This is a genomic window from Geminocystis herdmanii PCC 6308, from assembly GCF_000332235.1.
GTDB lineage: Bacteria > Cyanobacteriota > Cyanobacteriia > Cyanobacteriales > Cyanobacteriaceae > Geminocystis > Geminocystis herdmanii.
The window spans coordinates 1,948,571-1,973,627 of the sequence record NZ_CM001775.1; the positions used below are offsets into that span (position 1 = coordinate 1,948,571).

22 protein-coding genes are annotated in these 25,057 nt (G+C 35.0%); 13 read left to right on the forward strand and 9 right to left on the reverse strand.

The window, feature by feature from the left end; all coding sequences use genetic code 11:
• Nucleotides 1-61: 61 nt before the first annotated feature.
• The 9 genes from SYN6308_RS09750 to SYN6308_RS09790 form a co-directional block, all read right to left on the reverse strand.
• Nucleotides 62-1,270: a hybrid sensor histidine kinase/response regulator gene (locus SYN6308_RS09750; RefSeq protein ID WP_237741279.1), complete on the reverse strand. Its 1,209-nt coding sequence runs from the start codon at nucleotides 1,268-1,270 to the stop codon at nucleotides 62-64.
• A 191-nt stretch (nucleotides 1,271-1,461) separates the two neighbouring features.
• Nucleotides 1,462-2,100, reverse strand: coding sequence for a Mo-dependent nitrogenase C-terminal domain-containing protein (locus tag SYN6308_RS09755; protein ID WP_026102008.1), 639 nt, complete (start codon nucleotides 2,098-2,100; stop codon nucleotides 1,462-1,464).
• On the reverse strand, nucleotides 2,093-2,479 hold the full coding sequence (locus SYN6308_RS22235; RefSeq protein ID WP_017294257.1) for a hypothetical protein: 387 nt from the start codon (nucleotides 2,477-2,479) through the stop codon (nucleotides 2,093-2,095). The genes SYN6308_RS09755 and SYN6308_RS22235 overlap by 8 nt, the downstream gene beginning before the upstream one ends.
• 264 nt (nucleotides 2,480-2,743) lie before the next feature.
• Nucleotides 2,744-3,310, reverse strand: a complete 567-nt coding sequence (locus SYN6308_RS09765; protein WP_017294258.1) for a hypothetical protein — start codon at nucleotides 3,308-3,310, stop codon at nucleotides 2,744-2,746.
• 111 nt (nucleotides 3,311-3,421) lie between these two features.
• Nucleotides 3,422-4,165 (reverse strand): DUF561 domain-containing protein, encoded by a 744-nt coding sequence (locus tag SYN6308_RS09770; RefSeq protein WP_017294259.1) that lies wholly within the window; start codon nucleotides 4,163-4,165, stop codon nucleotides 3,422-3,424.
• Between the two features lie 259 nt (nucleotides 4,166-4,424).
• The gene (locus tag SYN6308_RS09775) at nucleotides 4,425-6,560 is read right to left on the reverse strand and encodes a caspase family protein (protein WP_017294260.1); all 2,136 of its coding nucleotides are present in this window, start codon (nucleotides 6,558-6,560) and stop codon (nucleotides 4,425-4,427) included.
• A 215-nt stretch (nucleotides 6,561-6,775) separates the two neighbouring features.
• Nucleotides 6,776-7,027 (reverse strand): extracellular matrix/biofilm regulator RemA, encoded by a 252-nt coding sequence (remA, locus tag SYN6308_RS09780; RefSeq protein WP_017294261.1) that lies wholly within the window; start codon nucleotides 7,025-7,027, stop codon nucleotides 6,776-6,778.
• A 517-nt stretch (nucleotides 7,028-7,544) separates the two neighbouring features.
• Entirely contained in the window at nucleotides 7,545-10,187 is a 2,643-nt protein-coding gene (gene adhE / locus SYN6308_RS09785; RefSeq protein ID WP_017294262.1) for a bifunctional acetaldehyde-CoA/alcohol dehydrogenase, read from the reverse strand.
• A 495-nt stretch (nucleotides 10,188-10,682) separates the two neighbouring features.
• Nucleotides 10,683-11,882: a phosphoglycerate kinase gene (locus SYN6308_RS09790; RefSeq protein WP_017294263.1), complete on the reverse strand. Its 1,200-nt coding sequence runs from the start codon at nucleotides 11,880-11,882 to the stop codon at nucleotides 10,683-10,685.
• Between the two features lie 194 nt (nucleotides 11,883-12,076).
• On the opposite strand from SYN6308_RS09790, the gene SYN6308_RS09795 reads away from it, so the two are divergent.
• From SYN6308_RS09795 to SYN6308_RS09865, 13 genes are all read left to right on the forward strand, one after another.
• Entirely contained in the window at nucleotides 12,077-12,445 is a 369-nt protein-coding gene (locus SYN6308_RS09795; protein WP_017294264.1) for a 2Fe-2S iron-sulfur cluster-binding protein, read from the forward strand.
• Nucleotides 12,420-12,935, forward strand: a complete 516-nt coding sequence (locus SYN6308_RS09800; protein ID WP_237741280.1) for a thermonuclease family protein — start codon at nucleotides 12,420-12,422, stop codon at nucleotides 12,933-12,935. The genes SYN6308_RS09795 and SYN6308_RS09800 overlap by 26 nt, the downstream gene beginning before the upstream one ends.
• Nucleotides 12,936-13,103: 168 nt before the next feature.
• Nucleotides 13,104-13,328: a type II toxin-antitoxin system Phd/YefM family antitoxin gene (locus SYN6308_RS09810; RefSeq protein WP_017294267.1), complete on the forward strand. Its 225-nt coding sequence runs from the start codon at nucleotides 13,104-13,106 to the stop codon at nucleotides 13,326-13,328.
• Entirely contained in the window at nucleotides 13,328-13,714 is a 387-nt protein-coding gene (locus SYN6308_RS09815) for a type II toxin-antitoxin system VapC family toxin (RefSeq protein ID WP_017294268.1), read from the forward strand. Before SYN6308_RS09810 ends, SYN6308_RS09815 begins: the two co-directional genes overlap by 1 nt.
• Nucleotides 13,715-13,757: 43 nt before the next feature.
• Nucleotides 13,758-14,582, forward strand: a complete 825-nt coding sequence (locus tag SYN6308_RS09820; RefSeq protein ID WP_017294269.1) for an inositol monophosphatase family protein — start codon at nucleotides 13,758-13,760, stop codon at nucleotides 14,580-14,582.
• 363 nt (nucleotides 14,583-14,945) lie between these two features.
• Nucleotides 14,946-16,178, forward strand: a complete 1,233-nt coding sequence (locus SYN6308_RS09825) for an HhoA/HhoB/HtrA family serine endopeptidase (protein WP_017294270.1) — start codon at nucleotides 14,946-14,948, stop codon at nucleotides 16,176-16,178.
• 115 nt (nucleotides 16,179-16,293) lie between these two features.
• Nucleotides 16,294-16,767: a peptide deformylase gene (gene def / locus SYN6308_RS09830; protein ID WP_017294271.1), complete on the forward strand. Its 474-nt coding sequence runs from the start codon at nucleotides 16,294-16,296 to the stop codon at nucleotides 16,765-16,767.
• A gap of 53 nt (nucleotides 16,768-16,820) precedes the next feature.
• A complete protein-coding gene (lptC, locus tag SYN6308_RS09835) occupies nucleotides 16,821-17,975 on the forward strand; it encodes an LPS export ABC transporter periplasmic protein LptC (RefSeq protein WP_017294272.1) in 1,155 nt (384 codons plus the stop codon).
• Nucleotides 17,976-18,055: 80 nt separating this feature from the next.
• Entirely contained in the window at nucleotides 18,056-19,426 is a 1,371-nt protein-coding gene (locus SYN6308_RS09840; RefSeq protein ID WP_017294273.1) for an NAD(P)/FAD-dependent oxidoreductase, read from the forward strand.
• A 145-nt stretch (nucleotides 19,427-19,571) separates the two neighbouring features.
• Entirely contained in the window at nucleotides 19,572-19,805 is a 234-nt protein-coding gene (gene secG / locus SYN6308_RS09845) for a preprotein translocase subunit SecG (RefSeq protein ID WP_017294274.1), read from the forward strand.
• A 99-nt stretch (nucleotides 19,806-19,904) separates the two neighbouring features.
• On the forward strand, nucleotides 19,905-20,660 hold the full coding sequence (locus SYN6308_RS09850) for a matrixin family metalloprotease (protein ID WP_017294275.1): 756 nt from the start codon (nucleotides 19,905-19,907) through the stop codon (nucleotides 20,658-20,660).
• 811 nt (nucleotides 20,661-21,471) lie between these two features.
• Entirely contained in the window at nucleotides 21,472-23,211 is a 1,740-nt protein-coding gene (gene ltrA, locus SYN6308_RS09860; protein WP_017294277.1) for a group II intron reverse transcriptase/maturase, read from the forward strand.
• A gap of 178 nt (nucleotides 23,212-23,389) precedes the next feature.
• Complete coding sequence (locus SYN6308_RS09865; protein WP_017294278.1) at nucleotides 23,390-24,742, forward strand: transposase; 1,353 nt, start codon at nucleotides 23,390-23,392, stop codon at nucleotides 24,740-24,742.
• The last annotated feature ends 315 nt before the right edge of the window (nucleotides 24,743-25,057 follow it).

Genomic DNA, 25,057 nt, shown 5'->3' on the forward strand with positions numbered 1-25,057 from the left:
AGTTTGTAGTGGTGGCTTTAGCCACTAATTAATAATTGAGACAAAAGGGCTAAAGCCCTTACTACGAACCTACATTTTCATCCCTAGAAAAAATGGGTAAACCCACTGTTACTTTTATATTCTGCCCATAAACACTACTAATATTGACAAAACCCTTGACAACTTGAGCAATTATTTTCACCAGTTTTAAACCAATGCCAACTCCTTGTTGACTATAAGTATCTCTTTCAAATTGAATGAAAGTACCGATTTTAGAAATTTGTTCTGGTGTCATACCTTTTCCTATATTGTGAATAGAAATATACATCATATTATTTTTAATATGACTGGAAACTGTTATTGGTGAACCTTTTTTGGAAAATTTTAAAGCATTGTCAACCAACTCCGATAACACAGTTAATAAGTAGTTTTCACTAATGGCAATTTCCGCTTCTTCAATGTCAAAAATTATGTCCTCCGTACGATCGTAATTTTTAGCGCATCTTCTCACCATCAATTCCACAATCGGTAGAGAAAAAAGGCTTTCTTGCGGAAATACAGATAAATTATTTGTTCCCGATAATTCTAATTGTAGATATAAAAGAAACCTGTTTGTTAAATTAACTAATCGATTAGCGGAAAATTGAGCCAATTCCAGTAACTCTGACATTTCATCATGATCAAACTTATCAAAATCAGTCTTGATAATTTGTAAGATACCGACAATACCATTTAAAGGAGTATTTAACTCATGGGATAAACTAACAGCGATATTTCCTGTTAATTCATCCATGTTTTTGGCTAATGTATTGATGGTGTTTCTTTGCAAAGTAGAAAACTTTTGAATTTCATCATATTGAGTTTTCATTCTTAACATCGATTTTACCCTAGCCCTTAACTCCATGCTGTTAACGGGTTTACCGATAAAATCATCGGCACCCGATTCTAAACAATTAGCTAAATCCTCCTTCGAGTTTAAAGCTGTCACCATAATAATTGGTATTACCTTCCATCTTGCCCTGTTTTTTATTTGTCGGCACACCTCAATCCCGTCTAATTCTGGCATCATCACATCTAAGAGAATTAAATCCGGTTGTACATCATCTAAAGTTGCGATGGCTTCATAACCATTAGAAGCGTAATGTAAAGAATAATTTTCATTACTTAAAAATGTTTCAATGACATCAAAATTATCAGGCTCATCATCAACAACTAAAATAGAAGAAAATTTCATATAGATACTGGGCGAGGGCATAATTTGAGCTAAGTAGTGATAGATAAGAGATGACATATTTACATTTCCACTAGCGTCAATGCACCACTAGACTCAACTCAAGTAAATAAACTAGACACATCTAAGTTTACTGGTGAAGGTAATTCACTGTTAAGAGTTTCAAAGTTTTTCTTACTAGAAAAAATGCAAGATAACATCAGCTTATACAGAATATTTTAATGTTATAACCTATGGGTTTCTGCCCATTCCTAGATATAAGGAGTCACATCTTCTTTGCAGTCATCGGCGAGGTAAGAAAGCGATCGAAATCTTAAACCAACCATTTGCTCATATAATGGGTTTAACTCACACATGGGCGGTATGTGAACAATTTTTTTGCCGAATAGTGTAATATCTCGTTCAAAAGGACACTGAGACGGTATCATTTTACACAGAAAACGGGCTACTCTCGCATCTTTTACATCCATACCATCTAACCAATTTTTTACAGGTTTTAATACGTCGGGATGTTTGGCTTTACCTGTTTTTTCCTCTTCGGGATGCCATAATGTTGCTTCTAAGGATTTTAAAGCCTCTAAATCTAATCCTAATGCTGTCTGAAATTCATGAATTATGTCGGCTTCTGATTGACTATATACGCCATTAGAAATTGCCATCATTACAGCAGTACGCAAGAAATCTTCTTTAATAGAAAGACTATCCCCCAAAGTTTCTGCTAACTCTTGAGGGGTAATGGTTTCCAATTCTCCTAAATCAGTATGGGGAATTAGTTCATCTTGGGTTAAACTAGCAATCAATTCTTGTTCTTCAGGATCAAAATGTCCATCAGCATAGGCTACAGTAAGTAAACCCCTTAACCATGCTGAAATTTGTCGATCGCTATTGATTTAAACACAATCCCCATGCGCTCATATTGGGGATAAATAGATAAGTATAGGATAAAGCAATTAATAATAATAAGCTGGAAAATGTCACGAATAAAGTTTGTTTTTTGCTGTCAAAATTATGGTTAAAAGCAAACACAAATGCACAGGTTAACACTAAAGATGCACAAATTAATTCAATACGGTTAAAGATGCCAAAAATCAGAAATCCGGCACTTGCGAAACTGCCGTCAGTCATCATACCACTAGCGAAAAGGGCGGGAATTAGCACAAAGTCTAATAAAAAACTACCGCTTAACCAAAATCCTAAGGCGAATAAAATAATAGCAGACCAATTTATTGCTTTTTGGTGTTGATGATGAGAATGAGAAATAGTATTCATAGTATTTATACCTCTTAATACTGATACTATTTAGAATAACTTATTATTTTCTGTTTTTCTATTAAGTATTTTAACAGGTTTTGTTAAGTAAAATTAAGGGACATCTAATCGATATTTTCCGAGAGTTTATAAACCTGATAATTGTTTATAGATAAGGGTTCGATCGAATTAATAGAAGAATAAAATAAAAGGTAATTTAAGCATTATTACTTATAATATTTCGATTATTTTATCACCTAAAATAGAAATAATTATTTTCAATTGTTAATTATATTTACAATCTCTTAACCATAACTTTACACTTTGAGCAATAACGCCGTCACTATTGTCACGGGGAGGAGAAGAAATAAAGTTTTGATTACCGATATGATCAGGATAACCTAATGTTGTTAATAACATAATCATTTGCCAACCTTGAGGAGTATTTGTCAACATTAACCAATGAAAATTTTGAGTTTCAATAATGCGATTTTGACTAGAGTATTGTCTTTCTAAAGTGGTAAAAAATACTTGTTTAACTTGATTTTCGTCAGCATTTTTGAGGATACTTTTATATTGAGTTTGATTTAAGGGTAAAGGCTCTAAATCAGGTTTACTAGCAGTTATAACCGAGAAAGGGAAAAAATCTAAAGGGTGAGAATAAATACGATTTCTTTGAATAACTCTATTGGCATAATCAGGAATATCTTTAACTAAAGAATTGGCTAAATCTTCTAAATTATTACCACATTTTTGCTTATTAATTACGGTGTCAGCTAATAGCTTTTGATGGTGATTAAAATTCAAAAAAAAGCTATTAAAAATAGTTAAAAGAAAAAGTAAGTATTTCATCAAATATTTTGAGAAATTATTGATTATAAGTAGGGGTTGCTGAAAAAGTTTTTTGATGGTGGTAGGAGTTAGGAGACAGGAGACAGGAGAAATACTGAAAAGTCGAGGTTTTTACACAGCAACTTTCACGGCAGAATTTAAGGCTTCTACTAAACTACGCACTACGGCAATCATTGCTACTTGATCATTAAGTTTATTAATCGCTGAACCTACACCAATACCACTAGCTCCTGATGCCATGGCCATAGGTGCAGTAACATCAGATAAGCCAGAAGCACACATAACAGGAATTTCCACCGCACGAGAAATAGCATAAGCGGCGGCTAAAGTAGGGGAGGCTTTTTCAATTAAGCCTAAAATACCGCTATGATGAGGATTTGAGCTTGTGCCTCCTTCCGTTTGAATAATATCCGCACCAGCGATAACGAGGGCTTGAGCTAATTCTACTTGCTCATCTAATGGTAAAATGTGGGGTACAGTTACAGAAAGAGTGATGTTAGGTAATAATGCACGGGTTTCACGGGTTAAAGCTAAGACATCTTGAGCGGAAAAAGTAATACCTTGACTATAAAAACTATCAAAGTTACCGATTTCTACTAAATCTGCCCCAGCGATAACAGCTTTTGATAATAATTGAGCGTCAACGGCAGATACACACACAGGAATATTAATTAATTGCTTGACGGTTTTAATTAAATTGACATCGGCAGCAATATCGACAAAAGTAGCACCACCAATTTCTGCGGATTGACAAACCGCTTTCACATTATTGACATCGAAATTATTTAATCCGCTAATGACTTTGATGGCTTTTTTTGTAGCGAAGGCTTGAGCTAATTTAGAGTTGTTAATCATAATTAAATTCGATCGTTGTAACGTTTTAAAGAGTAATTATATCAAATTAGGGATTATTTTTTTAGATGATTTAATCAGAATTTATCATCTAAACGTATTTAGTTTTAGGGGTGAAAAATTTTTCCCTCGCTTATTATTGAGTAAGTCATGATTTTAATTTAATCAAAATTTTGATAATAAGACTTAGCTTTTTTTACGTCTTTGCGTCTTTGGGTGAAAATTTACCTCCATTAGTATCTTATAAATTCAATGTAGATACTTAAATATCAATTATTTCATAAAGAAAATTAAATGTAGCCCAATGGTTTAAATCTAAGGCATAAACATCACTTAAATTATTAACTAAATTACTGGTAATATTACTACCTAAATGTAAATCTTCTAGGATAGCTTTAGCAATGACAACAGGATTTTCTAAAGAAATTATTTGCTCATTCTCTGGAGTTATTTCTGAGATTTTATTTAATTGGCTTAACGTTTGATTAAATGGGGATTTTGAGCAAATTAAAATCAATTTTCCTAGGGCTTTTTCTGCATCAAATAACCATTTTAAATTACCCGTATTTTCAGGAAAAGAAATAGTATTTTTTCCTTGAATCATTTGGGCATTAGAGGGAAAATAAATTACTCCTTGACGAGAAGAATTAATGCCAAATAAAATATAGTATAAATTATGATCATTTTCATTGTCTATGGTAATAGTTAACTGACTTCCGAAAGGAATAGATATTAATAAGTTATCTTGATTTTTAGGAGATTGTAAGGAAGAAGTGAGGATTTTTTGATGTTGACTTTGGGTTGTTTGTTGGGAGTGAATATATGTTTGATTATTATGGTTAATTTTAAGGTTAATATTTAGAGATAAAGAGGAGGAAGATTGATTCAGAGTAAGATTTAATAATTTTTCTGCTAAGGCAATTTTAAAGGCTGGAGTTAAACGTTTGACGGCGGAGGAGACGGCTTCATTGGCTATTTTTGGGGCGGTATTGGGGAATAAAATTCCAGCACTGGAAAATAAACCATAACCTTCGATCGAGTTATTATTATTAATGAATTTTCCAAAAATACAATCAGCGAAATTATCTCCTAAATTAATAACTGATTCTATGTTATTCACGGCACTTAATGCACTGGTAGCATCGACTCTTTCTATTTTTTCTAAACTATTATTTAAGCCGACATTTAATCCAGTATTTCGATCGATTATTCGCACGGATTCTTGTAAAATTAAACCTTTACTAATCAAATTTTTAGGACTATTAATTAAAATACCTTTAGCCTTGTTTCCTTGTAAATAATTAAGTTGAATAACAATAACTTTTTCATCATTAACAATACCAGTAAAATAAGAATTTAAACCATAATTATATAAAACTAATAGAGGTAATCCTACTAAGTCAAATTCGACTAAATTAGGATCACTAAAATTAGTTATAATTGCATCTCCTTTGTTAGTTTTTTCTAAAGATAAATTATAGATATATTTTTCGTTTTGACTATTAGAAGGAAAGAACACTTTTTCCCCATTTCCACTAGCTAAAGCAACCTCAAAAGCAACCTTTTTCATTAAGGTTAAGTTATCAGTTTGAGGATTATTTTGCCATAGGGATTGAGTTAAAGCATAGGTGAATAATCCCACATGAAAATTTAAACTATTAATTTCAATGGCGATCGAATCTAAAGAAGGGGATAAAATAAAACCAGAGGAAGGATTATTATTTTTTAATAAAGTAATTTTCGAGTTATTTTTTAATAGTTGTTGATTCAATTCTAATTCTTGAGGACTAATAACAAAATCATGGGATGATGGGTAACAACGTAGAGAAAATTCATTAGTCAAAAATTCAGGGAAAGAAACAAAACTGGTATCAAGAATAAAAGTATATTTATTAGTCTTTAAAGACTGGGATAATTTAATAATTGTATCTAGTAAAATATCATCAACAAAATTATCTTTAGCTTTGATACTATCGTAAGTAATTAAACTATTTTGCCATGAAGATTCATCCCGATTTAACTTTACCCTACGCCCATAACCGCTAAAGTGAAAAATAACAATATCATTATTTTGGGCTTGTTGAATTAAATGCTGTTGAAAAGTCTCTAAAATATTTTCTCTAGTAGCGTTTCGATCGAGTAAAGTAATAATATCAGAAGGTAAGAAACCAAAACGATGAATAAGTAACTGTTTTTGTAACTCAGTATCTGTCACGCATCCCTTTAAATTTTTGCCCTCAGAATACTGATTAATGCCCACCAGTAAAGCTAACTTACGAGAATTAGGCAGATTTGCACCATAGGCATCACCGTTAAAGAAGATATTATCCCCCAAAACGCCCCAAGAAGTGAGACTAATACCGATAGTTTGTAAAAAATTGCGTCGGGAAAATTTCATGGCGATCGCTTTTCCGTAAAATGAATAATAATAGGCTAGTGGTAAAATTTAGAATCTAAAAAAATTAATTTTGAGTACCTAGAAGAATTTGTGATCAATAATTAATTATTTTTATTATCCCACGAGTTTAAAATTCAGAGTAATAAACATTTTCCTAAAATCTCATTTTCAGCAAAAGACTATGTTTATCAGTAGATAAGTACTAAACATTTATATTATTTATCAACATTACTAATAAAACGATTAGCCACCGTTTCTGGTTGAATAGCTGACAGTACAACATGATTGGAGTCTGTTATTATTACTGCTCTAGTTCTTCTACCGTAGGTTGCATCGATTAACTGTCCTTTCTCTTTAGCGTCAGCAATAAGACGTTTAATAGGAGCGGATTCTGGGCTAACAATAGCGATAACTCGATTTCCTGTTACAATATTGCCAAAACCGATGTTAATTAATTTGGTATCCATAAATTTCGATGACAGTTAACATTTTTCCTTTACTTAATCATCATATCTTCAAATATTGAGATTTACAATGGTTTTTCATAAGTATTCGAGTAAAATGATTCTATCGAGTTTGTTTGTTAATGTCTAATTAGGGTTTGCTGAAAAAGTATTTTGATGAGGATAGGAGAGAAGAGTCAGGAGACAGGAGATAGGATAAATACTGAAACATCAAGGTTTTGATGCTGTTGATAGATAGAACAAGTATAGTTGTATTAAAAAAAAATAAGGTCAAAAGTGTCGAATTTTTGAATAAAAATCCTCAAAACGGCGCACTTTTTCACTAATGTATTATATCTAAACCGTTGATTTTAATAGCTTTCTGATTTATTCAGCAAACCCTAAGTAAAAATCCCCCTAATTCCCTAACTCCCTAATACCCTAATACCCTAATACCCTAATACCCTAATACCCTAATACCCTAATACCCCAATTCCCTAATTCCCTAACACCCCAACATTTTTAAGGGGAAAAAATTAACTTAATTTGCGGTTACTGCCTCGGAAGATTGATGATAAAATTGAGACTCTAGGCTAAACCCACGATAAGCCATGATGTATAACTCTTTCATATCCTTGATTAAGGGATAACGAGGATTAGTCCCAGTACATTGATCATCGAAGGCTTGTTCTGCTAAACTTTCCATCTCATCATAGAATTTTTGATCATCAATAGATAACACTTCTCGAATGGTAAGGGGGATATTTAACTCTTTTTTCAAGTTTTCCACCGCTTCCACCAGTTTCTCTACCTTCTCATCATCCGTTGTGCCTCCTAAGTGTAAATAGTCCGCAATTTGAGCATAACGGAATTTAGCATTAGGATATTTGTATTGAGGAAAAATCGCCTGTTTAAAGGGTGCATCCGTCGCATTGTAACGAATAACATGGGAAATCATCAACGCATTTGCTAACCCGTGAGGCACATGAAAACTCGAACCCAGTTTGTGAGCTAGAGAATGACAAATTCCTAAAAAAGCATTGGCAAAAGCCATCCCCGCAATCGTAGCGGCGTAATGGACTTTTTCCCTAGCCTTAACGTCTTTAGCTCCGTTATGATAAGCCCTAGGTAAATAGTCAAATAAAAGTCCGATCGATTTTAATGCCAAACCACTGGTAAACTCCGTGGAGTAGATAGACACATAAGCCTCTAAAGCATGGGTTAAAGCATCAACACCCCCAAAAGCGGTTAAACTTTTCGGCATATTTAACACTAATTCTGGATCGACGATCGCCATATTAGGGGTTAAGGCATAATCAGCCAGAGGATATTTCATCCCAGTCACGTCATCAGTTACAACCGCAAAGGGTGTCACTTCTGAGCCAGTGCCTGATGTAGTAGGTATGGCTACCATAATCGCTTTTGTACCCAATTCAGGCAAATCATAAACCCGTTTGCGAATATCCATAAAACGAGTGGCAATGCCCTCAAATTCGATGTCGGGATGCTCATACATTAACCACATTACCTTCGCCGCATCCATGGGTGATCCTCCCCCGATGGCAATGATCACATCTGGGTTAAACTTATTTAAAACTGCTAATCCTCGATTAACAGTACTTAAAGAAGGATCAGGCTCAACATCATAAAATACATCATATTTAAGCCCCATTTGCTCTAAAACATTTTCAATTTTTACCGTCACCCCCAAATCATAGAGAGGTTTGTCAGTGACGATAAAAGCACGATGTTTGTTTTTTAAATCCCCTAAAGCAACGGGTAAACAACCATATTTGAAGTAAACCTTCGGAGGAACACGAAACCAGAGCATATTTTCTCGGCGTTCTGTGATAGTCTTAATGTTGAGTAAATGTTGTATTCCCACATTGCCACTGATAGAGTTACCTCCCCAACTACCACAACCTAAAGTTAAGGAAGGATCAAGACGGAAATTATATAAATCTCCGATCGCACCTTGAGAGGAAGGAGTATTAACTAATACTCGACTGGTTTCCATTCTTTGTTCAAAGTATTCAATTAAATCATGTTTTTCAGGGCTAATATAAATACAAGAAGTATGACCTTTTCCGCCAAATTCAACTAACCTAGCCGCCTTTTCTGTGGCGTTTTCAAAGTTCTCCGCTCGATACATCGCTAAAATGGGAGATAATTTTTCATAGGATAAAGGCTCATCAAATCCGATGTTTTCCACCTCAGCAATAATAACTTTACTCTCAGGGTTGAGGGTGAATCCTGCTATTTCTGCAATTTTAGTCACGGGTTGCCCCACTATATCAGCATTGATTCTACCATTTTTAAGGATAATTTCTCGTAATTTCTGGGTTTCTTCCGCAGAAGTGAAATAAGCTCCCCGTAGCTCAAATTCTGTCTTAAACTGGTCATAAATAACATTTTCGACGATAACTGATTGCTCAGAGGCACAAATCATGCCATTATCAAAGGTTTTACTCAGCATAATCGAAGATACTGCCATTTTAATATCAGCACTTTGCTCAATAACGGCAGGGGTGTTTCCAGCCCCAACCCCTAAAGATGGATGACCTGAAGAATAGGCGGCTTTTACCATTCCGGGTCCTCCTGTGGCTAAAATGAGCTTAATTTCGGGATGTTGCATCAAGGCTTGAGAGAGTTCGAGGGTTGGTTCATCAATCCAACCGATGATATTTTCGGGTGCTCCTGCGGCGATGGCTGCATCTCGGACAATTTTAGCCGCTTCTACGGTGCATTTTTGCGCCCTTGGATGGGGAGATAAAATAATCGCATTGCGAGTTTTTAAGGCTAAAAGGGTTTTAAAAATAGCGGTAGAGGTGGGGTTAGTCGTGGGGATAATTCCCGCAATGACTCCTAAAGGTTCGGCGATTTTTTCGAGTCCATAACATTCATCTTTTTCGATCACTCCGCAAGTTTTTTCGTCTCGATATTTGTTGTAAATAATCTCAGAAGCAAAATGATTTTTAATAACTTTATCTTCAACAATTCCCATCCCTGTTTCTGCACAAGCTAATTTTGCTAAAGGGATTCGGGCTGAGTTGGCGGCTAGAGCAGCACGTTTAAAAATTCGATCGACCTGTTCTTGACTAAATTTTCCATACTCTTTTTGAGCTTTTTTTACACTATTAATTAACTGTTCAAGGGCTGTTAAAGTATTGATATTACCGTCCATAATTTGTACGCCTAAATGGTTAAAATTTTTAACGAATTTAAAGGGATAGTATCTTGAAATAAAGATATTTTTTACTACTTTTAAATTCTTTAATTTCCATTATAGACAAGATAACGAAAATGTATAATTTTATTTTTGTTTTGTCAAGAATTATTAATTATAGCAATCCTAAAGCATTACCTGAGTGAACCATAAAATTTTTGGTGCTGTAAAGGTTGCGGAAAGGGTATCGGAAAGGGTTAAAGAATTGACAAAAAATATATCCTAATTGATTTTTTTATCTTCAATTCTTTGATCGAATTATATAATCTTCTGAAAATTACACCTGAAACCTGCCCTTATCAAACATTCTTACATCGAACTGAGGTGATATTGTAACGTGTCGATTTACTAATTTTTTTTTGACAAAGATAGAAGTTAGGCAAAACAATTATTTTTATAATCCTTGATGGTAGGGCGATGGACACCCCACCTTACATAAAATAATAATGATTATTAGTCGTCTAAAGCGGCGATACCGGGTAATACTTTACCTTCGAGTAACTCTAAACTTGCGCCCCCTCCAGTGGAAATATGGCTCATTTTTTCCGCTACACCAACTTTTTCAACGGCGGCAACGGAGTCTCCTCCACCGATAATGGTAATTGCACCTTTACCTGTTAATTCTGCTAAAGTATGTGCGATCGCCTCTGTACCTTGAGCGAATTTTTCAAACTCAAATACTCCCATAGGACCATTCCAGATTACAGTTTTACAATCAGCTAAAGCAGTTTGGAAGGTTTTCACGGAATCTGGTCCAATATCTAAGCCCATCCAACCATCAGGAATACTATTAATATCAACGGTTTGAGTGTTTGCATCTGGGGCAAAATTATCCGCTAAGATAACATCGGTGGGTAATAAAAATTCTACGCCTTTTTCTTTGGCTTTAATTTCTAAGGCTTTGGCTAAGTCTAATTTATCTTCTTCGACTAAGGATTTACCGACACTTAAACCACGCGCTTTGTAGAAGGTGAAAATCATACCACCGCCGATGATTAATTTATCACATTTTTCGAGGAGGGTTTCGATAACTCCAATTTTACTGGATACTTTTGAACCGCCAACGATCGCCACTAAAGGACGTTTGGGAGCTTCGATCGCACTTTGTAAGAATTCTAATTCTTTTTCGATCAAAAATCCAGCAACAGAGGGAGATAAATAATGAGTTACGCCTTCAGTGGAAGCATGGGCGCGGTGAGCAGTACCAAAAGCATCATTAACGTATAAATCAGCGTTACTAGCTAATTTTTGGGCAAATTCAGCGTCGTTAGCTTCTTCTTCGTTGTAGAAACGGAGGTTTTCTAATAAAGCAACATCACCATTAGCTAAAGCATTAACGCCAGTAGTGACAGTATCCCCAATACAATCATCAAATTTAACTACGGTTTTGCCTAATAATTCAGAAAGACGAGTCGCAACGGGAGTTAAACGTAAACTTTCTTTAACTTGACCTTTAGGACGACCCATGTGGCTACATAATAAAACTTTAGCACCGTTAGCGGTTAAATGGTTGATGGTGGGTAAAGCGGCTTTAATACGGGTATCATCGGTAATTTGTCCGTTATCCATAGGTACGTTAAAATCCACCCGCACTAAGACTCTTTTTCCTTCTAAATCAGATTTTGTTAAACTTGCAATACTTTTTTTTGCCATGACGCAAATTTCCCTATATATATTATTTTTAAAAATAGATCGGTAAAAAATTTTACTCTGTGCAGATTTTACCCGAAGTGTAACGAATTGTAAATTATTTTTTAAAATTAAAACTGGTTTATTTTTCGATCGAGAAAATAGGGGAGAAGAAGATTGTTATAATAAATGAAAAACTCCGCAATTATTAATGAGTAATGGTTAAAACATATCAAGTAACTATTCATAACCGACAAAAGAATACCACTGAAACGGTTATTGTACCCGAAGATAGATACATTTTAAATACAGCAGAACATCAAGAAGTTGAACCGCCTTTTTCTTGTCGTAATGGTGCTTGTACGACTTGTGCTGTAAAGGTTGTTCAAGGTGAAGTATATCAACCGGAAGCGATGGGATTATCTCCCGATTTACAAAGGCAAGGTTATGCTTTACTGTGTGTATCATACCCTCGATCGAACTTAGTAGTAGAAACCCAAGATGAAGATGAGGTTTATGAGTTACAATTTGGGCGTTATTTTGGGAAAGGAAAAGTTCGTTTTGGCTTCCCCATTGAGGAAGATTAAGCTATTTAATAATTTAAAATTAGTGGGTTTATTCAGTATTCTTTTATCATTGCTTTTAGTGATGACGGGATGTCAGAATAACCCTAGCATCAAGGGTATAGAAGCAAAAGTTAAAAGAATAGTTAGCGCCCAAACCCTTGAGGTTATCATTGAGAATAAATCTTATACCTTGAGGTTATCAGGGTTAGAAATTCCTCGCAATCAACCAAAAATCTCTGAGGAGGGAAAACAATTTTTAAAGGATTTTTTTACCCCTCTTAATTCCGCAACGGTTATCATCGAAACCGATTTACAAGTTAAAGATAAATATAATCGTCTTAATGGTTATGTATGGTATCTCGATCGAATGGTAAATCAAGAATTACTCAAACAAGGTTATGGCATCGCTAACTTAAATTATACCGATGGTAAGCACGATCGAGTTTTACTCAATAGTCAAGATTATGCTCGTATCATGGAAAAAGGAATTTGGCGAATAAAAAATGAATAGATAAAAGTTTTTTCATAGAGGTTTATCAATGACAAAAATAGAATTAAAACAAAGAATAGTCAAAAAATTAGACAAAATGGAGTCCGAAAAACTAGCTTTTGTAGATAAATTGATTGATAATTTAGATGTTTATTTCCCCTCTCAAAATATACGGAGTCGAATATAACAATGCAAATAGAACTAAAAAAAATAGAAGATAATCCTAAAATTTTGGAAGAATTAACTGAAAAAATAGAGGAATTAATTATCACTAAAAATGATAAACCAATATATAAATTAACCAGAATTAATCAATCTACTAAAAAACGTCGTACTCGTGGTAATGCAAAAGGTTTAATTACAATGAGTGCAGATTTTGATGAACCATTAACCGAATTTACGGAGTATATGTAATGCAATTTTTGTTAGATACTCACACTTTTCTTTGGTTTGTTAATGAAAGTGACGAAATACCCGAACATTTATTTAATTTATTAGAATCTGATGTTGATTTATTATTAAGTATTGCCAGTTTATGGGAAATAGCTATTAAAGTGAGTATTAATAAATTAACTTTACCTAAAAATTATCACGAATTTATTAGCGAACAAATAAAGATTAATGACATAGAAATTTTGCCTATATCTTTATCTCATTTGAATATAATTACTACTTTGCCATTGCATCATAAAGATCCTTTTGATAGACTAATTATTGCTCAAGCTATAGAAAAAAATATTACTATTATTAGTAAAGATTCTGTTTTTAATTCTTACACTGAAATTAAAACCATTTGGTAATCACAATTAACTAATTAACTCAAATAATGTCAATTTTTCATTTATGACTTATCAAATAGAAATCCCAAAACTTCTTGATGTTGCCCTGTTAGCCGCCCAAGCTGGAGGAAATATCCTACAATCTTATTGGGGAAAACAACTCCATATCAGAGAAAAAGGTAAAGCAGGAGACTTGATTACACAAGTAGATCAACAAGCTGAAGAAGAAATCTTAGCCGTGATCGATCGACACTTTCCAGAACATGGTATTCTAGCGGAAGAATCAGGAATTTTGGGCAATGCTGACAGCGAATATTTATGGGTAATTGATCCCCTTGATGGTACAACAAATTATGCTCATGGTTATCCCCAAGCCGCCGTTTCCATTGGTTTATTAGTGTCAGGCATTCCCACCGTAGGAGTTGTTTATAACCCCATGCAAAATGAGTTATGGAGTGGTGCACTCGGTTTAGGTGCAACTCTTAATCATCAACTTATTCAGGTTTCCACCATTGATAAATTAAAAGATAGCCTTTTGGTAACAGGTTTTGCGTACGATCGTACAGAAGTAGAAGATAATAATTATGCAGAATTTTGTTATCTTACCCATTTAACTCAAGGAGTGAGAAGGGGAGGTAGTGCATCCCTAGATTTGTGTCATGTTGCAGGAGGAAGATTAGAAGGTTATTGGGAAAGAGGTTTAAAACCTTGGGATTTATTAGCAGGAGTTGTCATTCTCCAAGAAGCAGGAGGCAAAATTACCGCTTATGATGAGAGTAACTTTGACCTTTATAGTGGTAGAATCTTAGCTACTAACGGTTATATACATTCTCAATTAAGTAAAGTGTTATTAAATACCCCCCATTCTCCTGATTTTGTTTATAGGTAAGGCTTAAAATTAGCAATGTAGAAATTTTATTTTTCTTCATCAACTTTTCATATCTACGTCACAGAAAAGTCAAATCATTACTTTATATTAGTAAATGTCAGCTTAAAAAAGGTTTTCCTCTTTTATTCCTTCGCTCTTTGAGCTGACTTTTTTCTCTTTTTCCTAATTTCGATCGTGCAGTGCCGTTTTACGATCGTACCTTAGTTCACTCAATTTTATTCTACAATTTAAAATATACAATGTAGAAAAAACGACATTTTACAGTTAAACAATAACCAACTATTAGGAATTACGCCATTATATTTAGTCTTTTATCTTATTAACCATTTTATTTGTTATCTTTTTTAGGAGTTTATATATACTATGAAAAAATCCACTAATTATTTACAAAAAGCCACTACTTGCACATCCGTTTTATTGTTGGGCGCCGGTATCGGGGTGGGAGTCAATTATTTAATGAATACTCAAGAAATCTTTGCTCGAACTAATGACAATGCAATTTTTTCTGAGAAAGAAAATACCACAATCGCAAGATTACCCGGATTAGTGGACAATGAGGATATTAATTTTGTGACAAAAGTTGTTCAAGATGTTGGTCCTGCGGTAGTAAGAATTAATGCTCAACGTACCGTAGCCAATAATGGTAACATTCCTCCAGTATTTAATGATCCTTTTTTCCGTCAATTTTTTGGTAATCAAATTCCTCAAATGCCTCAAGAAGAAATTCAACAGGGTACAGGCTCTGGTTTTATCATTAGTGATGATGGTAAAATATTGACTAATGCTCACGTTGTAGAAGGTGCAACTCAAGTGACGGTAAATCTGAAAGATGGTAGAGTTTTAGAAGGTAAAGTTTTAGGTACTGATCCTCTCACAGATTTAGCTGTTATTAAAATTGAAGCGGAAAATTTACCTATTGCTTTATTGGGTAATTCAGATGAGCTCGTAATTGGGGAATGGGCGATCGCCATCGGGAATCCTTTAGGTTTAGATAATACGGTAACTACAGGCATTATAAGTGCTACAGGTCGATCGAGCTCTCAAATTGGAGTCGGAGACAAGAGATTAGACTTTATTCAAACCGATGCCGCCATTAATCCGGGTAATTCAGGAGGCCCACTTTTAAACGCCAAAGGTGAAGTTATCGCCATCAATACCGCTATTATCAAAAATGCGCAAGGGTTAGGCTTTGCAATTCCTATTAATCGGGCGGCAGAAATTGCCGAAAAACTGATCACAGAAGGAAAAGTAGATCATCCTTACTTGGGCATTTCTATGGTGACATTAAATGAGCAGACAAAACAGCAATTAAACCAAAATGAAAACTTTAATTTAACTAATGAAAAAGGCGTATTAATAGTTAAAATTATGCCTAATTCTCCTGCCGCCAAAGCAGGATTGCAGTCAGGGGATATTATTCAGAGTATTGAAGGAGAAGCCATTACAGAGCCTTCTCAGGTACAGAAAAAAGTAGAATCCAAGGATGTAGGCTCAGATTTAACCCTTGATTTGCGCAGACAACAAAAAGAGTTGAAAATACCTGTAACTTTAGGTGTTTTACCTACTCAACCTCAACCATCTCAGCAACCTCAATAATATCTAAGTAAATCATATGAGTTTGTAGTAAACCTTTTAAGGCTTATCAATCAATGGCTTTAGCCATTACTACAAACTTTTTTTTATAGCTAAATATCTGGCAAAAAAAGGAATAATGACTAAAGAAATATTATTAATTGGCAATCCAGTTTTAAGGATAACAGCAAAAGAAGTAACAAATATTGATAATCCAAAAATACAAACTCTCATTGATGATTTATTAAAGATTACTTATCAGCGTCATGGAGTAGGTATTTCCGCACCCCAGATTGGAGAATCTAGCCGTGTGATTATCGTAGCTTCCCATGCCAATATTCGTTATCCTGATGCGCCTTTTCTTCCACCTATGGCAATGATTAACCCTCGCATTGTCAGTCATTCAGAAGATGTAGTGATTCGGGAGGAGGGTTGCCTTAGTGTGGAAAATCAACGGGGTGATGTGCCACGATATAAGGATATTATGGTAGAGTATTTCGATCGAGCTGGAAACCATCAACGAAAAGAATATAATAATTTTGTGGCGAGAATTATTCAACACGAATTAGATCATCTTAATGGTATTCTATTTGTCGATCGTCTTCAAGAATAAGAAGTAAAAAATAAATTCTCAATTCTTAATTATCCATTATTCATTGTCAAAGGATGTTATTTAAAAAGTCAATCTCTACTATTTTATTATGTTGTTTATTAATTAGTTGTCAAGGAAATAATACTGTAGAAGAAACCCAAGAAACCGAGTTTCAAAGAGAAGTAGAACAAGGATTAGTATTATATAACGCTGTATTAGAACAGTCTAATGCAGATGGTCAAATGTTGTGGCGTTTAAGTACCAAAAAAGCCATTTATACCCAAGATAAAGAAAGTGCTATTTTAGAAGGTTTAACAGGTAATTTATATGAAAACGGTAAAATTATTTTAAAAGTTAGTGCAGATAAAGGAGAGGTAAAAAATGAAGGCAAAGAAATTTATTTATCTGAAAATATTTTAGCTTTTGATACTCGTAATAAAGCAGAATTTAAAGGAGATACTCTTGTTTGGAAACCCGAAGAAAATGTGATGTTAATGGAAGGTAATCAAGGCATAACTGCTAATCATCCTAAATTAGTCATCAAAGCACAACAGGCTAAATATAATACAGCGACTCAATTATTAGAATTAGATAAACAGATTTTAGGTACAACAATTAATCCTTCTTTACAATTAAAAACTCAACATTTATATTGGCAAATTCCAGAAAATAAAATTATTGGGAATAAATTAATTGACTTAGTACGTTATGATGACAAAAAAAAGGTAACAGATAAATTAAAAAGCAATCAAGTAGAAATAGATTTAGATGTTAATGTAGCCATTATCAATGGTAATATTGAGTATCAATCGTTAGAACCACCTTTACAAGCCGCAACAGAAAGAATTACTTGGTATTATACCGATCGAAAAATGCGATCGAACACCCCCACAAAATTAGTACAAGTAGAAGATGATATAACATTAACTGCCAATAATGTGGACTTTCACTTAGAAGAAAATCAACTATATTTAAAAGGAGGAATTTATGGACAAGCCGTCAGAAATGAAGTAGAAATTTACTCCGATAATTTAGTCTGGAATTTAGACGATAAAGAAATTAACGCCGATGGTAATGTCTTTTATAAACAGATAAATCCCGATTTTAATTTACGAGGCATAAGCGCCGTAGGTAAATTACAAGATAAACAAATTACCGTCAAAGGTAATCAAGATAACCCCGTGACTACCATTATCTATAGCAATGAATTAAATCAAAAAAATCCCTAAATTGTATGGGTAACTACTCTCAAACCTAAATTAATTCGATAATCTATTACTTAACATAAGTTAATGAATAGAAATTGAATATGTATAACTTTCAACAAAAATCAAATCAGCCTCATGTCGTAATAGTCGGAGGCGGTTTCGCTGGATTATATGCCGCCAAGGAATTAGGTAACGCACCAGTACAAGTTACCCTCATCGATAAGCGTAATTTTCATCTTTTTCAACCCCTGTTATATCAAGTGGCAACCGGTAGCTTATCTCCTGCGGAAATTTGTTCTCCTTTACGGTTAATTGTCGGTAAAAATGAGAATACCCATGTTATTTTAGATGAAGTTATCGATCTCGATCCAGAACAAAAACGAGTTATCATGCGTGAAGGAGTGATCAACTATGATTATCTTATCATCGGTACGGGAGTAAGTCATCATTATTTTGGTAATGAGCATTGGGAAACTGATGCCCCCGGATTGAAAAGTATCGAAAATGCCCTTGATATTCGTCGTAAAATTTTCCTTGCCTTTGAAGAAGCCGAAAAAGTTTCCTCTCCTGAAGAAAAAGAGGAATGGTTAACTTTTGCTATTGTAGGAGGTGGACCTACGGGAGTAGAGTTAGCAGGTGCGATCGCAGAAATTGCCCATAAAATTATTAAAGATGACTTTAGGGAAATTGACACCACCAAAGCGAAAATATTGTTAATTGAAGGCATGAATCGCATTTTACCTCCTTACCCCGAAGACTTATCCCAAAAAGCGCAAGAATCTTTAGAAGAATTAGGGGTAACAGTATTAACTAATCGCATGGTGACAAATATTCAAAAAAGTAGGGTTAATATTAGGCATGGTGAAGAAGAAGAAACCATTAAAGCGAGGACAATTTTATGGGCAGCCGGTGTCAAAGCCTCTGCTTTAGCCGAAGTCATCGCCAAAAGAACTAACGTAGAAGTCGATCGAGCTGGTAGAATTATGGTAGAGTCGAATCTCAGCATTAAAAATTATCCTAACATTTTCGTAGTCGGTGATTTAGCTAACTTTTCCCATCAAGACAACAAACCCCTCCCCGGTATTGCACCCGTTGCCATGGAAGAAGGCTTATACATGGCTAAATATATTAAAGCAAAAGTTAAAGGAAGTTCGATCGAACCCTTTTATTATAAAGACAAAGGCAGTCTAGCAGTCATAGGCGATAACTATGCCGTAGTCAATCTCGGATTCCTCAAATTATCAGGATTTATTGCTTGGATAGTGTGGGTATTTGCGCATATTTACTACCTCATCGAATTTGATAACAAATTAACCGTAATGCTTCAATGGGGCTGGAATTACCTCACAAGAGGGAGAGGTGCAAGACTAATTACAGGAGAAATCAGTGAAAATAACCTCATCAATAAATCCTTCAATAACGAACATTATCCCCCAACCCTCACCGAAGAAAAAGAAACCCTGAAAGTTTAAATAAATACTTTCCATTTATTATATAACTGTTGGAATATTCTGCCATTGCGAGGTACAAAGTAATCTCAATCAAACCTTTATTTTTGGTAGAAGTGCGTAAGTTCTAACTATAATAGTTCATGGAAAATCATATAATTAACTCATTATGGGCGTTTATCAAGTAGTACAAATAATTTGGGCTGGTTCGGCTGCATTGCTAACAGTTTTAGTTTTATTACATTCTCCAAAAGGCGATGGTTTGGGAGGTATAGGAGGACAAGCACAACTATTTGCCAGTGCAAAAAGTGCCGAAGCAACTCTGAATCGTGTTACATGGATTTTAAGTTTAACCTTTATTAGTTTAACCGTTGTGTTAAGTGCAGGATGGTTAAATAATTAATCAATTTCACCAGAAATTTTGTTTGTAGGGGTTGAATAATATTCAACCCGTTAAGGTTTTAATCCCATTTATCGTAAAATTTTAAAAATCTGAGACACAGTGAATCCTAAGCGAATTATTAAAAGTCACATCAATTTTATCTCACTAATAGTTTGCACACTGATAATTGTTGTCAATTTTTCTATTTCCCTCAACGCAAAAGAAAGCAATTTACCCCCATTAAAAGTTCATCCCCTGCCCATAACCCTACAACAATGGAAGGGAGAAACCCAAGATAATTACTTTAAAGAAATCCAACCTCACTTAGCAGGTTATCTAATTTGGTCACACTTTCCCATTAAAGTGTACATACAAACTCCCGATGATAATTTATCCCCAGCAGGATTAACCCAATTTCAACAGTGGCAAAAAGCCGTTAGGATTTCGATCGAATCATGGAATCCTTATCTACCATTAATAGAAATCGAAAAATCTGACAAAGCCGATATTCTCATCTATCGCCGTCATCCCCAAATCAAAGCGCAAATCAACCCCGAAACAGGATTATATAACCTTCCTAGAGCAAAAGCCGCAACCACCACCGTCAAATTCTATTTAACCCAAACACCACCAAAACAATTACGACACACCATGTCGATCGAAGTCAACCCCCATCAAACCTTTGACTACCTAGTAACCAATATTACCCATGAATTAGGTCATGCACTAGGAATTTGGGGACATAGTTTAAACACAAACGATGTGATGTATCATTCTCACAGTCAAGAAATTCCTGCTATTTCACCCCAAGACATAAACACCCTAAAAAAAATTTATCAGCAACCCACCCGTTTAGGTTGGGTGCGACCCGTTTAATGTGAAGTTAGTCCCCAGTCGCAGGGGAATCGTTTAATAAAACGATGCCTAGAGCCTTCTCTAAGCCTATATAAACATTAGTTAGGTATAAAATGACCTGAAAGAAACTTAAACCCATTATGGGCGATTCTCGAAGGGCATCTACCAAGCAAGTACCTTGAAAGTTCATAATTAGAACATGAGTTGAAATACTCATTAACATGGGAAAACAAGGTGATTGTTAAGGAATTGTTACAATTCCTGAAGCGGATTACCGTACCTTTAAGGTGTGGATAACCGTGAAGCAATTGTACCTAATAACTCTATCTTTCTTGTAGGTGTGAATCCTACCCGTCATACCTGACGTGACAACACTAGCCCAGAGTGACTGGAGGTGGTATCTCCTACACTGAGTGCATGGGCAGAACGGGGGCAACACTGGTAGCCTTAACTGGTGTTCCTCCAGTAGTACAACTATGATTACAAAAGGAACTTTCGTTTGAACCATCGAAAGACGGAACTAGCAAAATTAGGCTGACTAGCTAGACCAAAAGGTAACTTCTAATGTACCAGCAGGCTCTTGCCACCTGAACTGGAAGGTAATACATAGGACGGTGGATAGAAAGAATCTAAGGTTGTGTAAAAAGAAAGTAAGAGAACGGGGAAACCCCCATGACCTCTCTTAATAAAGTCGATTATTAGGAGTAGTAACCAGCGTAAGGTTATGGGGAGTAAGATTGTTCAAAAAGCCAACGCCATTATGTAATGTAATAAATATGCTGACGTGAACACTGCAACAAACAATGTATGGTCTTTAGTAATAATAGAAATTATGAACTCTTTGAAGTATAAAGAAAACTTTTGGAATAAAATCGACTGGAAAACAGTAGAGAAGAAAGTTTTTAAGTTACAAAAAAGAATATACAAAGCGAGTGCTAGTGGCAATGTCAAGCTGGTTCACAGTTTACAACGACTATTAACGAAATCCTACTACGGTAAATTACTTGCAACCAGAAGGGTAACTCAAGATAATCAGGGTAAAAAGACAGCAGGTGTGGACGGTGTTAAATCGCTGACCCCGAAGCAACGCCTTGATATGGTCAACAATCTGAAGTTAAAAGGGAAATGTAAACCCACTCGTAGGGTGAACATACCAAAACCAAACGGAGAAACCAGACCCCTTGGGATACCCTGCATGGAAGACAGAGCAAAACAAGCGTTAGTCAAATTGGCATTAGAACCCGAATGGGAAGCCAAATTTGAACCTAATAGCTATGGTTTTCGTCCTGCTAAGTCCTGTCAAGACGCAATAGGGGCAATATACACCAGCATTAACCAACAACCAAAATATGTATTGGATGCAGATATTGCTAAATGTTTTGACAGAATTGACCACGATAAATTACTTGCAAAACTAGAAACATACCCACAATTAAGACGTGAAATCAAATCATGGCTAAAAAGTGGATACATGAACGGCAAAAACTTATTCCCTACTAAGGAAGGTACACCACAAGGGGGTGTAATATCCCCTCTATTGGCAAATATAGCCTTGCATGGGATGGAGTTAGAACTCAAAAAGTTTGCCAGTACATGGAAAGGCAAGAAAAGGAATATGAGTAATCTCAGCATAATCCGATATGCAGATGACTTTGTGATTCTTCACAAGGACATTGAGAAAATCATGGAATGTAAGGAGTTTATTGAGAAATGGTTGAGAGACTTAGGGCTGGAACTTAAACCAAGCAAAACCCGTATTTCCCATACTCTTAAAGAATATGAAGGAAATATAGGGTTTGACTTCTTAGGATTTAATATCCGACAATACGAAGTTGGGAAAACGCAATCTGGAAAAAGGTCAAATGGCAAACCTCTCGGATTCAAAACCCTCATCAAACCATCTAAAGAGAAGGTTAAACTCCACAGTAAAAAAATGGGAGAAATAATTGACAAACACAAGGCATCACCACAAGTAGCGTTAATAAAAGAACTTAATCCTGTAATCACAGGATGGGGAAATTACTATCGCTCGGTATGCAGTAAGGAAACTTACAAGTCTTGTGACAACATAACTTACTCTCAATTAAAGAGATGGGCAGAAAGAAGACACCCCAAGAAATCAAAATCATGGGTTAAAAACAGATATTGGCACACCGTAATAGAAGATAAAGGTGAAAACGGCATATCAATCAGAAATTGGGTCTTCAAAACAAAAGATGGATTTGAATTAAAGGAACACGCCAAAATTGAAATCAATCGCCACACCAAAGTCAAGGGAGAAAAATCACCCTATGACGGAGATTGGATTTATTGGTCAAGTCGTAGAGGAGAACATCCTGATGTGACAATAAGAATGGCAACATTACTTAATAAACAGAAAGGTAAATGCAAACACTGTGGACTCAATTTTAAATATGAAGACTTGCTAGAAATCGACCACATCATCCCGAAATCGCAAGGTGGAAAGGATGTGTATAAAAACCTACAAGTTTTACATAGACATTGCCATGACGAAAAGACTAAGGAGGATTACCAGAAGTACCCAGAAATGGGGAAAAGAAACTATCACTAGACTCGTATTCATGTAAAGAAGTTTGTTAGAGAGAAGCCGTGTGAGTGCGAAAGTCTCATGCACGGTTTTGAAGACAAGTGTAGGAGGTGACTCCAGCCCTTTCAATGCGTACAGGAATACTAAAATGAAGGACTCTGATAGACTAAATTATAAATTATCTATTCAGAGGATGTAGCTGATGTTATCTAATATTTTAGAAAAGTTTGTTAAAGATAGTCCCATTACCGTTATGGTACAAGTTTTAATGACCAAAATTTTTGCACCCGATAATATTGACTATCTCTTTGAAAAATATGCACAACGTCAATACCAACAAGATTTATTTTTCTCCTCGGTAGTGGATTTAATGAGTACTGTTGTATGTGGGATTTATCCTTCTGTGAATGCTGCTTACCGAGCCAAAGCCGAAACACTGACGGTATCAACTACTGCATTATATAATAAACTTCAAGGAGTTGAAATCGAAGTCAGTCAAGGATTATTAGCCGAAACAGCAAAACAATTACAAGGTTTATGCTACCATTTGGGAGATGCTGGTGAATCAATGTTACCTGGTTATGAAATTAGAATCGCAGATGGTAGTTGTTTGGCTAGTACTGAACATCGCCTCAAACCCACTCGTGAGTCAACGGCCGCCCCCTTACCGGGTAAAGCCATTGTAATATTTGACCCCACCTCAAAACTGGTATTGGATATTTTATGTGAACAGGATGCCTATACTCAAGAAAGAGCATTGTTTCCGTCACTTTTAGATAAAGTTCAAGCAAAACAAGTATGGATTGCGGATCGTAATTTTTGTACAGCTCATTTTTTAACTGCCATTGATCAAAAAGAAGCATTTTTTGTGATTAGAGAACACAAATCCCTTCCTACAGAGGAAGTTGGTTTATTAAAATCCCTCGGTGAAATCAACAGTGGTAAATTATTTTCGCAAATGATTTACTTTAATTTTGAGGGGAGAGTAGTTTCTGTTCGTCGTATTGTATTACATTTAAGTAAGGCGACACGGGATGGGGAAAAAGAAATAAGTATTTTGACTAATTTACCTTTAGAAATAGGGGAAGAAAAAATAGCTCAGATGTATCAACGTCGTTGGAATATAGAAACATTATTTCAAACAGTGACTAAAAATTTTCATGGAGAAATCAAAACTTTGGCTTATCCCAAAGCTGCTCTATTTTCCTATTCCATGGCACTGGTGACATATAATATTCTCGCCACCATAAAAAATATCTTATCTGTGGTTCATGGTTGGGGAAAAATTGAAATGGGGATTTCTGATTATTATTTAGTCAATGAAATACAAGGTACATATAGAGGAATGATCATTGGTGTACCCGAAGATGATTGGGCATGGATTAGTCAATTTGATGACGATGAAATGGTGGAATGGTTAAAGTCTTTAGCCCACAATGTTCGTTTGAAATATTTTTGTAAAACTGTTCGTGGACAAAAAAAACCAAAAGCGAAGTTAAAAAATAATCCTCAACGTCCTCATGTTTCCACCGCCAGATTACTAAAAGAGAATTAATGAATTTCTTTAATACAACTGAATAATTAATAAAACAGGATTTTTCTCAAAGATAGAACAAATCTGATAGTTAATTATGTTTATTTACGGGAAAAATAACTCTCATCGATGATATTCTGAGGATAATTTCTTAAAGTAAGTCCATAAAGCATTGTTAAAAGCGTTATTGGGCATTTACATACATTTTTTGACCTTCATTTTTAACATTACAAATTAACACATTGAAAGGGCTGGAGGTGACTCCTATGCTTAGTTTAATAATATTTAGCAAAGAAAAATTATTGTAGGGAAGACTATACCTAGTTTGTATAAATA

Excerpts from the sequence above, each read along its gene's own strand:
- SYN6308_RS09750 (WP_237741279.1), bottom strand. The coding sequence starts at position 1,270 with ATGTCATCTCTTATCTATCACTACTTAGCTCAAATTATGCCCTCGCCC.
- SYN6308_RS22235 (WP_017294257.1), bottom strand. The coding sequence starts at position 2,479 with ATGAATACTATTTCTCATTCTCATCATCAACACCAAAAAGCAATAAAT.
- SYN6308_RS09765 (WP_017294258.1), bottom strand. The coding sequence starts at position 3,310 with ATGAAATACTTACTTTTTCTTTTAACTATTTTTAATAGCTTTTTTTTG.
- SYN6308_RS09770 (WP_017294259.1), bottom strand. The coding sequence starts at position 4,165 with ATGATTAACAACTCTAAATTAGCTCAAGCCTTCGCTACAAAAAAAGCC.
- SYN6308_RS09775 (WP_017294260.1), bottom strand. The coding sequence starts at position 6,560 with ATGAAATTTTCCCGACGCAATTTTTTACAAACTATCGGTATTAGTCTC.
- remA (WP_017294261.1), bottom strand. The coding sequence starts at position 7,027 with ATGGATACCAAATTAATTAACATCGGTTTTGGCAATATTGTAACAGGA.
- adhE (WP_017294262.1), bottom strand. The coding sequence starts at position 10,187 with ATGGACGGTAATATCAATACTTTAACAGCCCTTGAACAGTTAATTAAT.
- SYN6308_RS09790 (WP_017294263.1), bottom strand. The coding sequence starts at position 11,882 with ATGGCAAAAAAAAGTATTGCAAGTTTAACAAAATCTGATTTAGAAGGA.
- SYN6308_RS09795 (WP_017294264.1), top strand. The coding sequence starts at position 12,077 with ATGGTTAAAACATATCAAGTAACTATTCATAACCGACAAAAGAATACC.
- SYN6308_RS09810 (WP_017294267.1), top strand. The coding sequence starts at position 13,104 with ATGCAAATAGAACTAAAAAAAATAGAAGATAATCCTAAAATTTTGGAA.
- SYN6308_RS09815 (WP_017294268.1), top strand. The coding sequence starts at position 13,328 with ATGCAATTTTTGTTAGATACTCACACTTTTCTTTGGTTTGTTAATGAA.
- SYN6308_RS09820 (WP_017294269.1), top strand. The coding sequence starts at position 13,758 with ATGACTTATCAAATAGAAATCCCAAAACTTCTTGATGTTGCCCTGTTA.
- SYN6308_RS09825 (WP_017294270.1), top strand. The coding sequence starts at position 14,946 with ATGAAAAAATCCACTAATTATTTACAAAAAGCCACTACTTGCACATCC.
- def (WP_017294271.1), top strand. The coding sequence starts at position 16,294 with ATGACTAAAGAAATATTATTAATTGGCAATCCAGTTTTAAGGATAACA.
- lptC (WP_017294272.1), top strand. The coding sequence starts at position 16,821 with ATGTTATTTAAAAAGTCAATCTCTACTATTTTATTATGTTGTTTATTA.
- SYN6308_RS09840 (WP_017294273.1), top strand. The coding sequence starts at position 18,056 with ATGTATAACTTTCAACAAAAATCAAATCAGCCTCATGTCGTAATAGTC.
- secG (WP_017294274.1), top strand. The coding sequence starts at position 19,572 with ATGGGCGTTTATCAAGTAGTACAAATAATTTGGGCTGGTTCGGCTGCA.
- ltrA (WP_017294277.1), top strand. The coding sequence starts at position 21,472 with ATGAACTCTTTGAAGTATAAAGAAAACTTTTGGAATAAAATCGACTGG.
- SYN6308_RS09865 (WP_017294278.1), top strand. The coding sequence starts at position 23,390 with ATGTTATCTAATATTTTAGAAAAGTTTGTTAAAGATAGTCCCATTACC.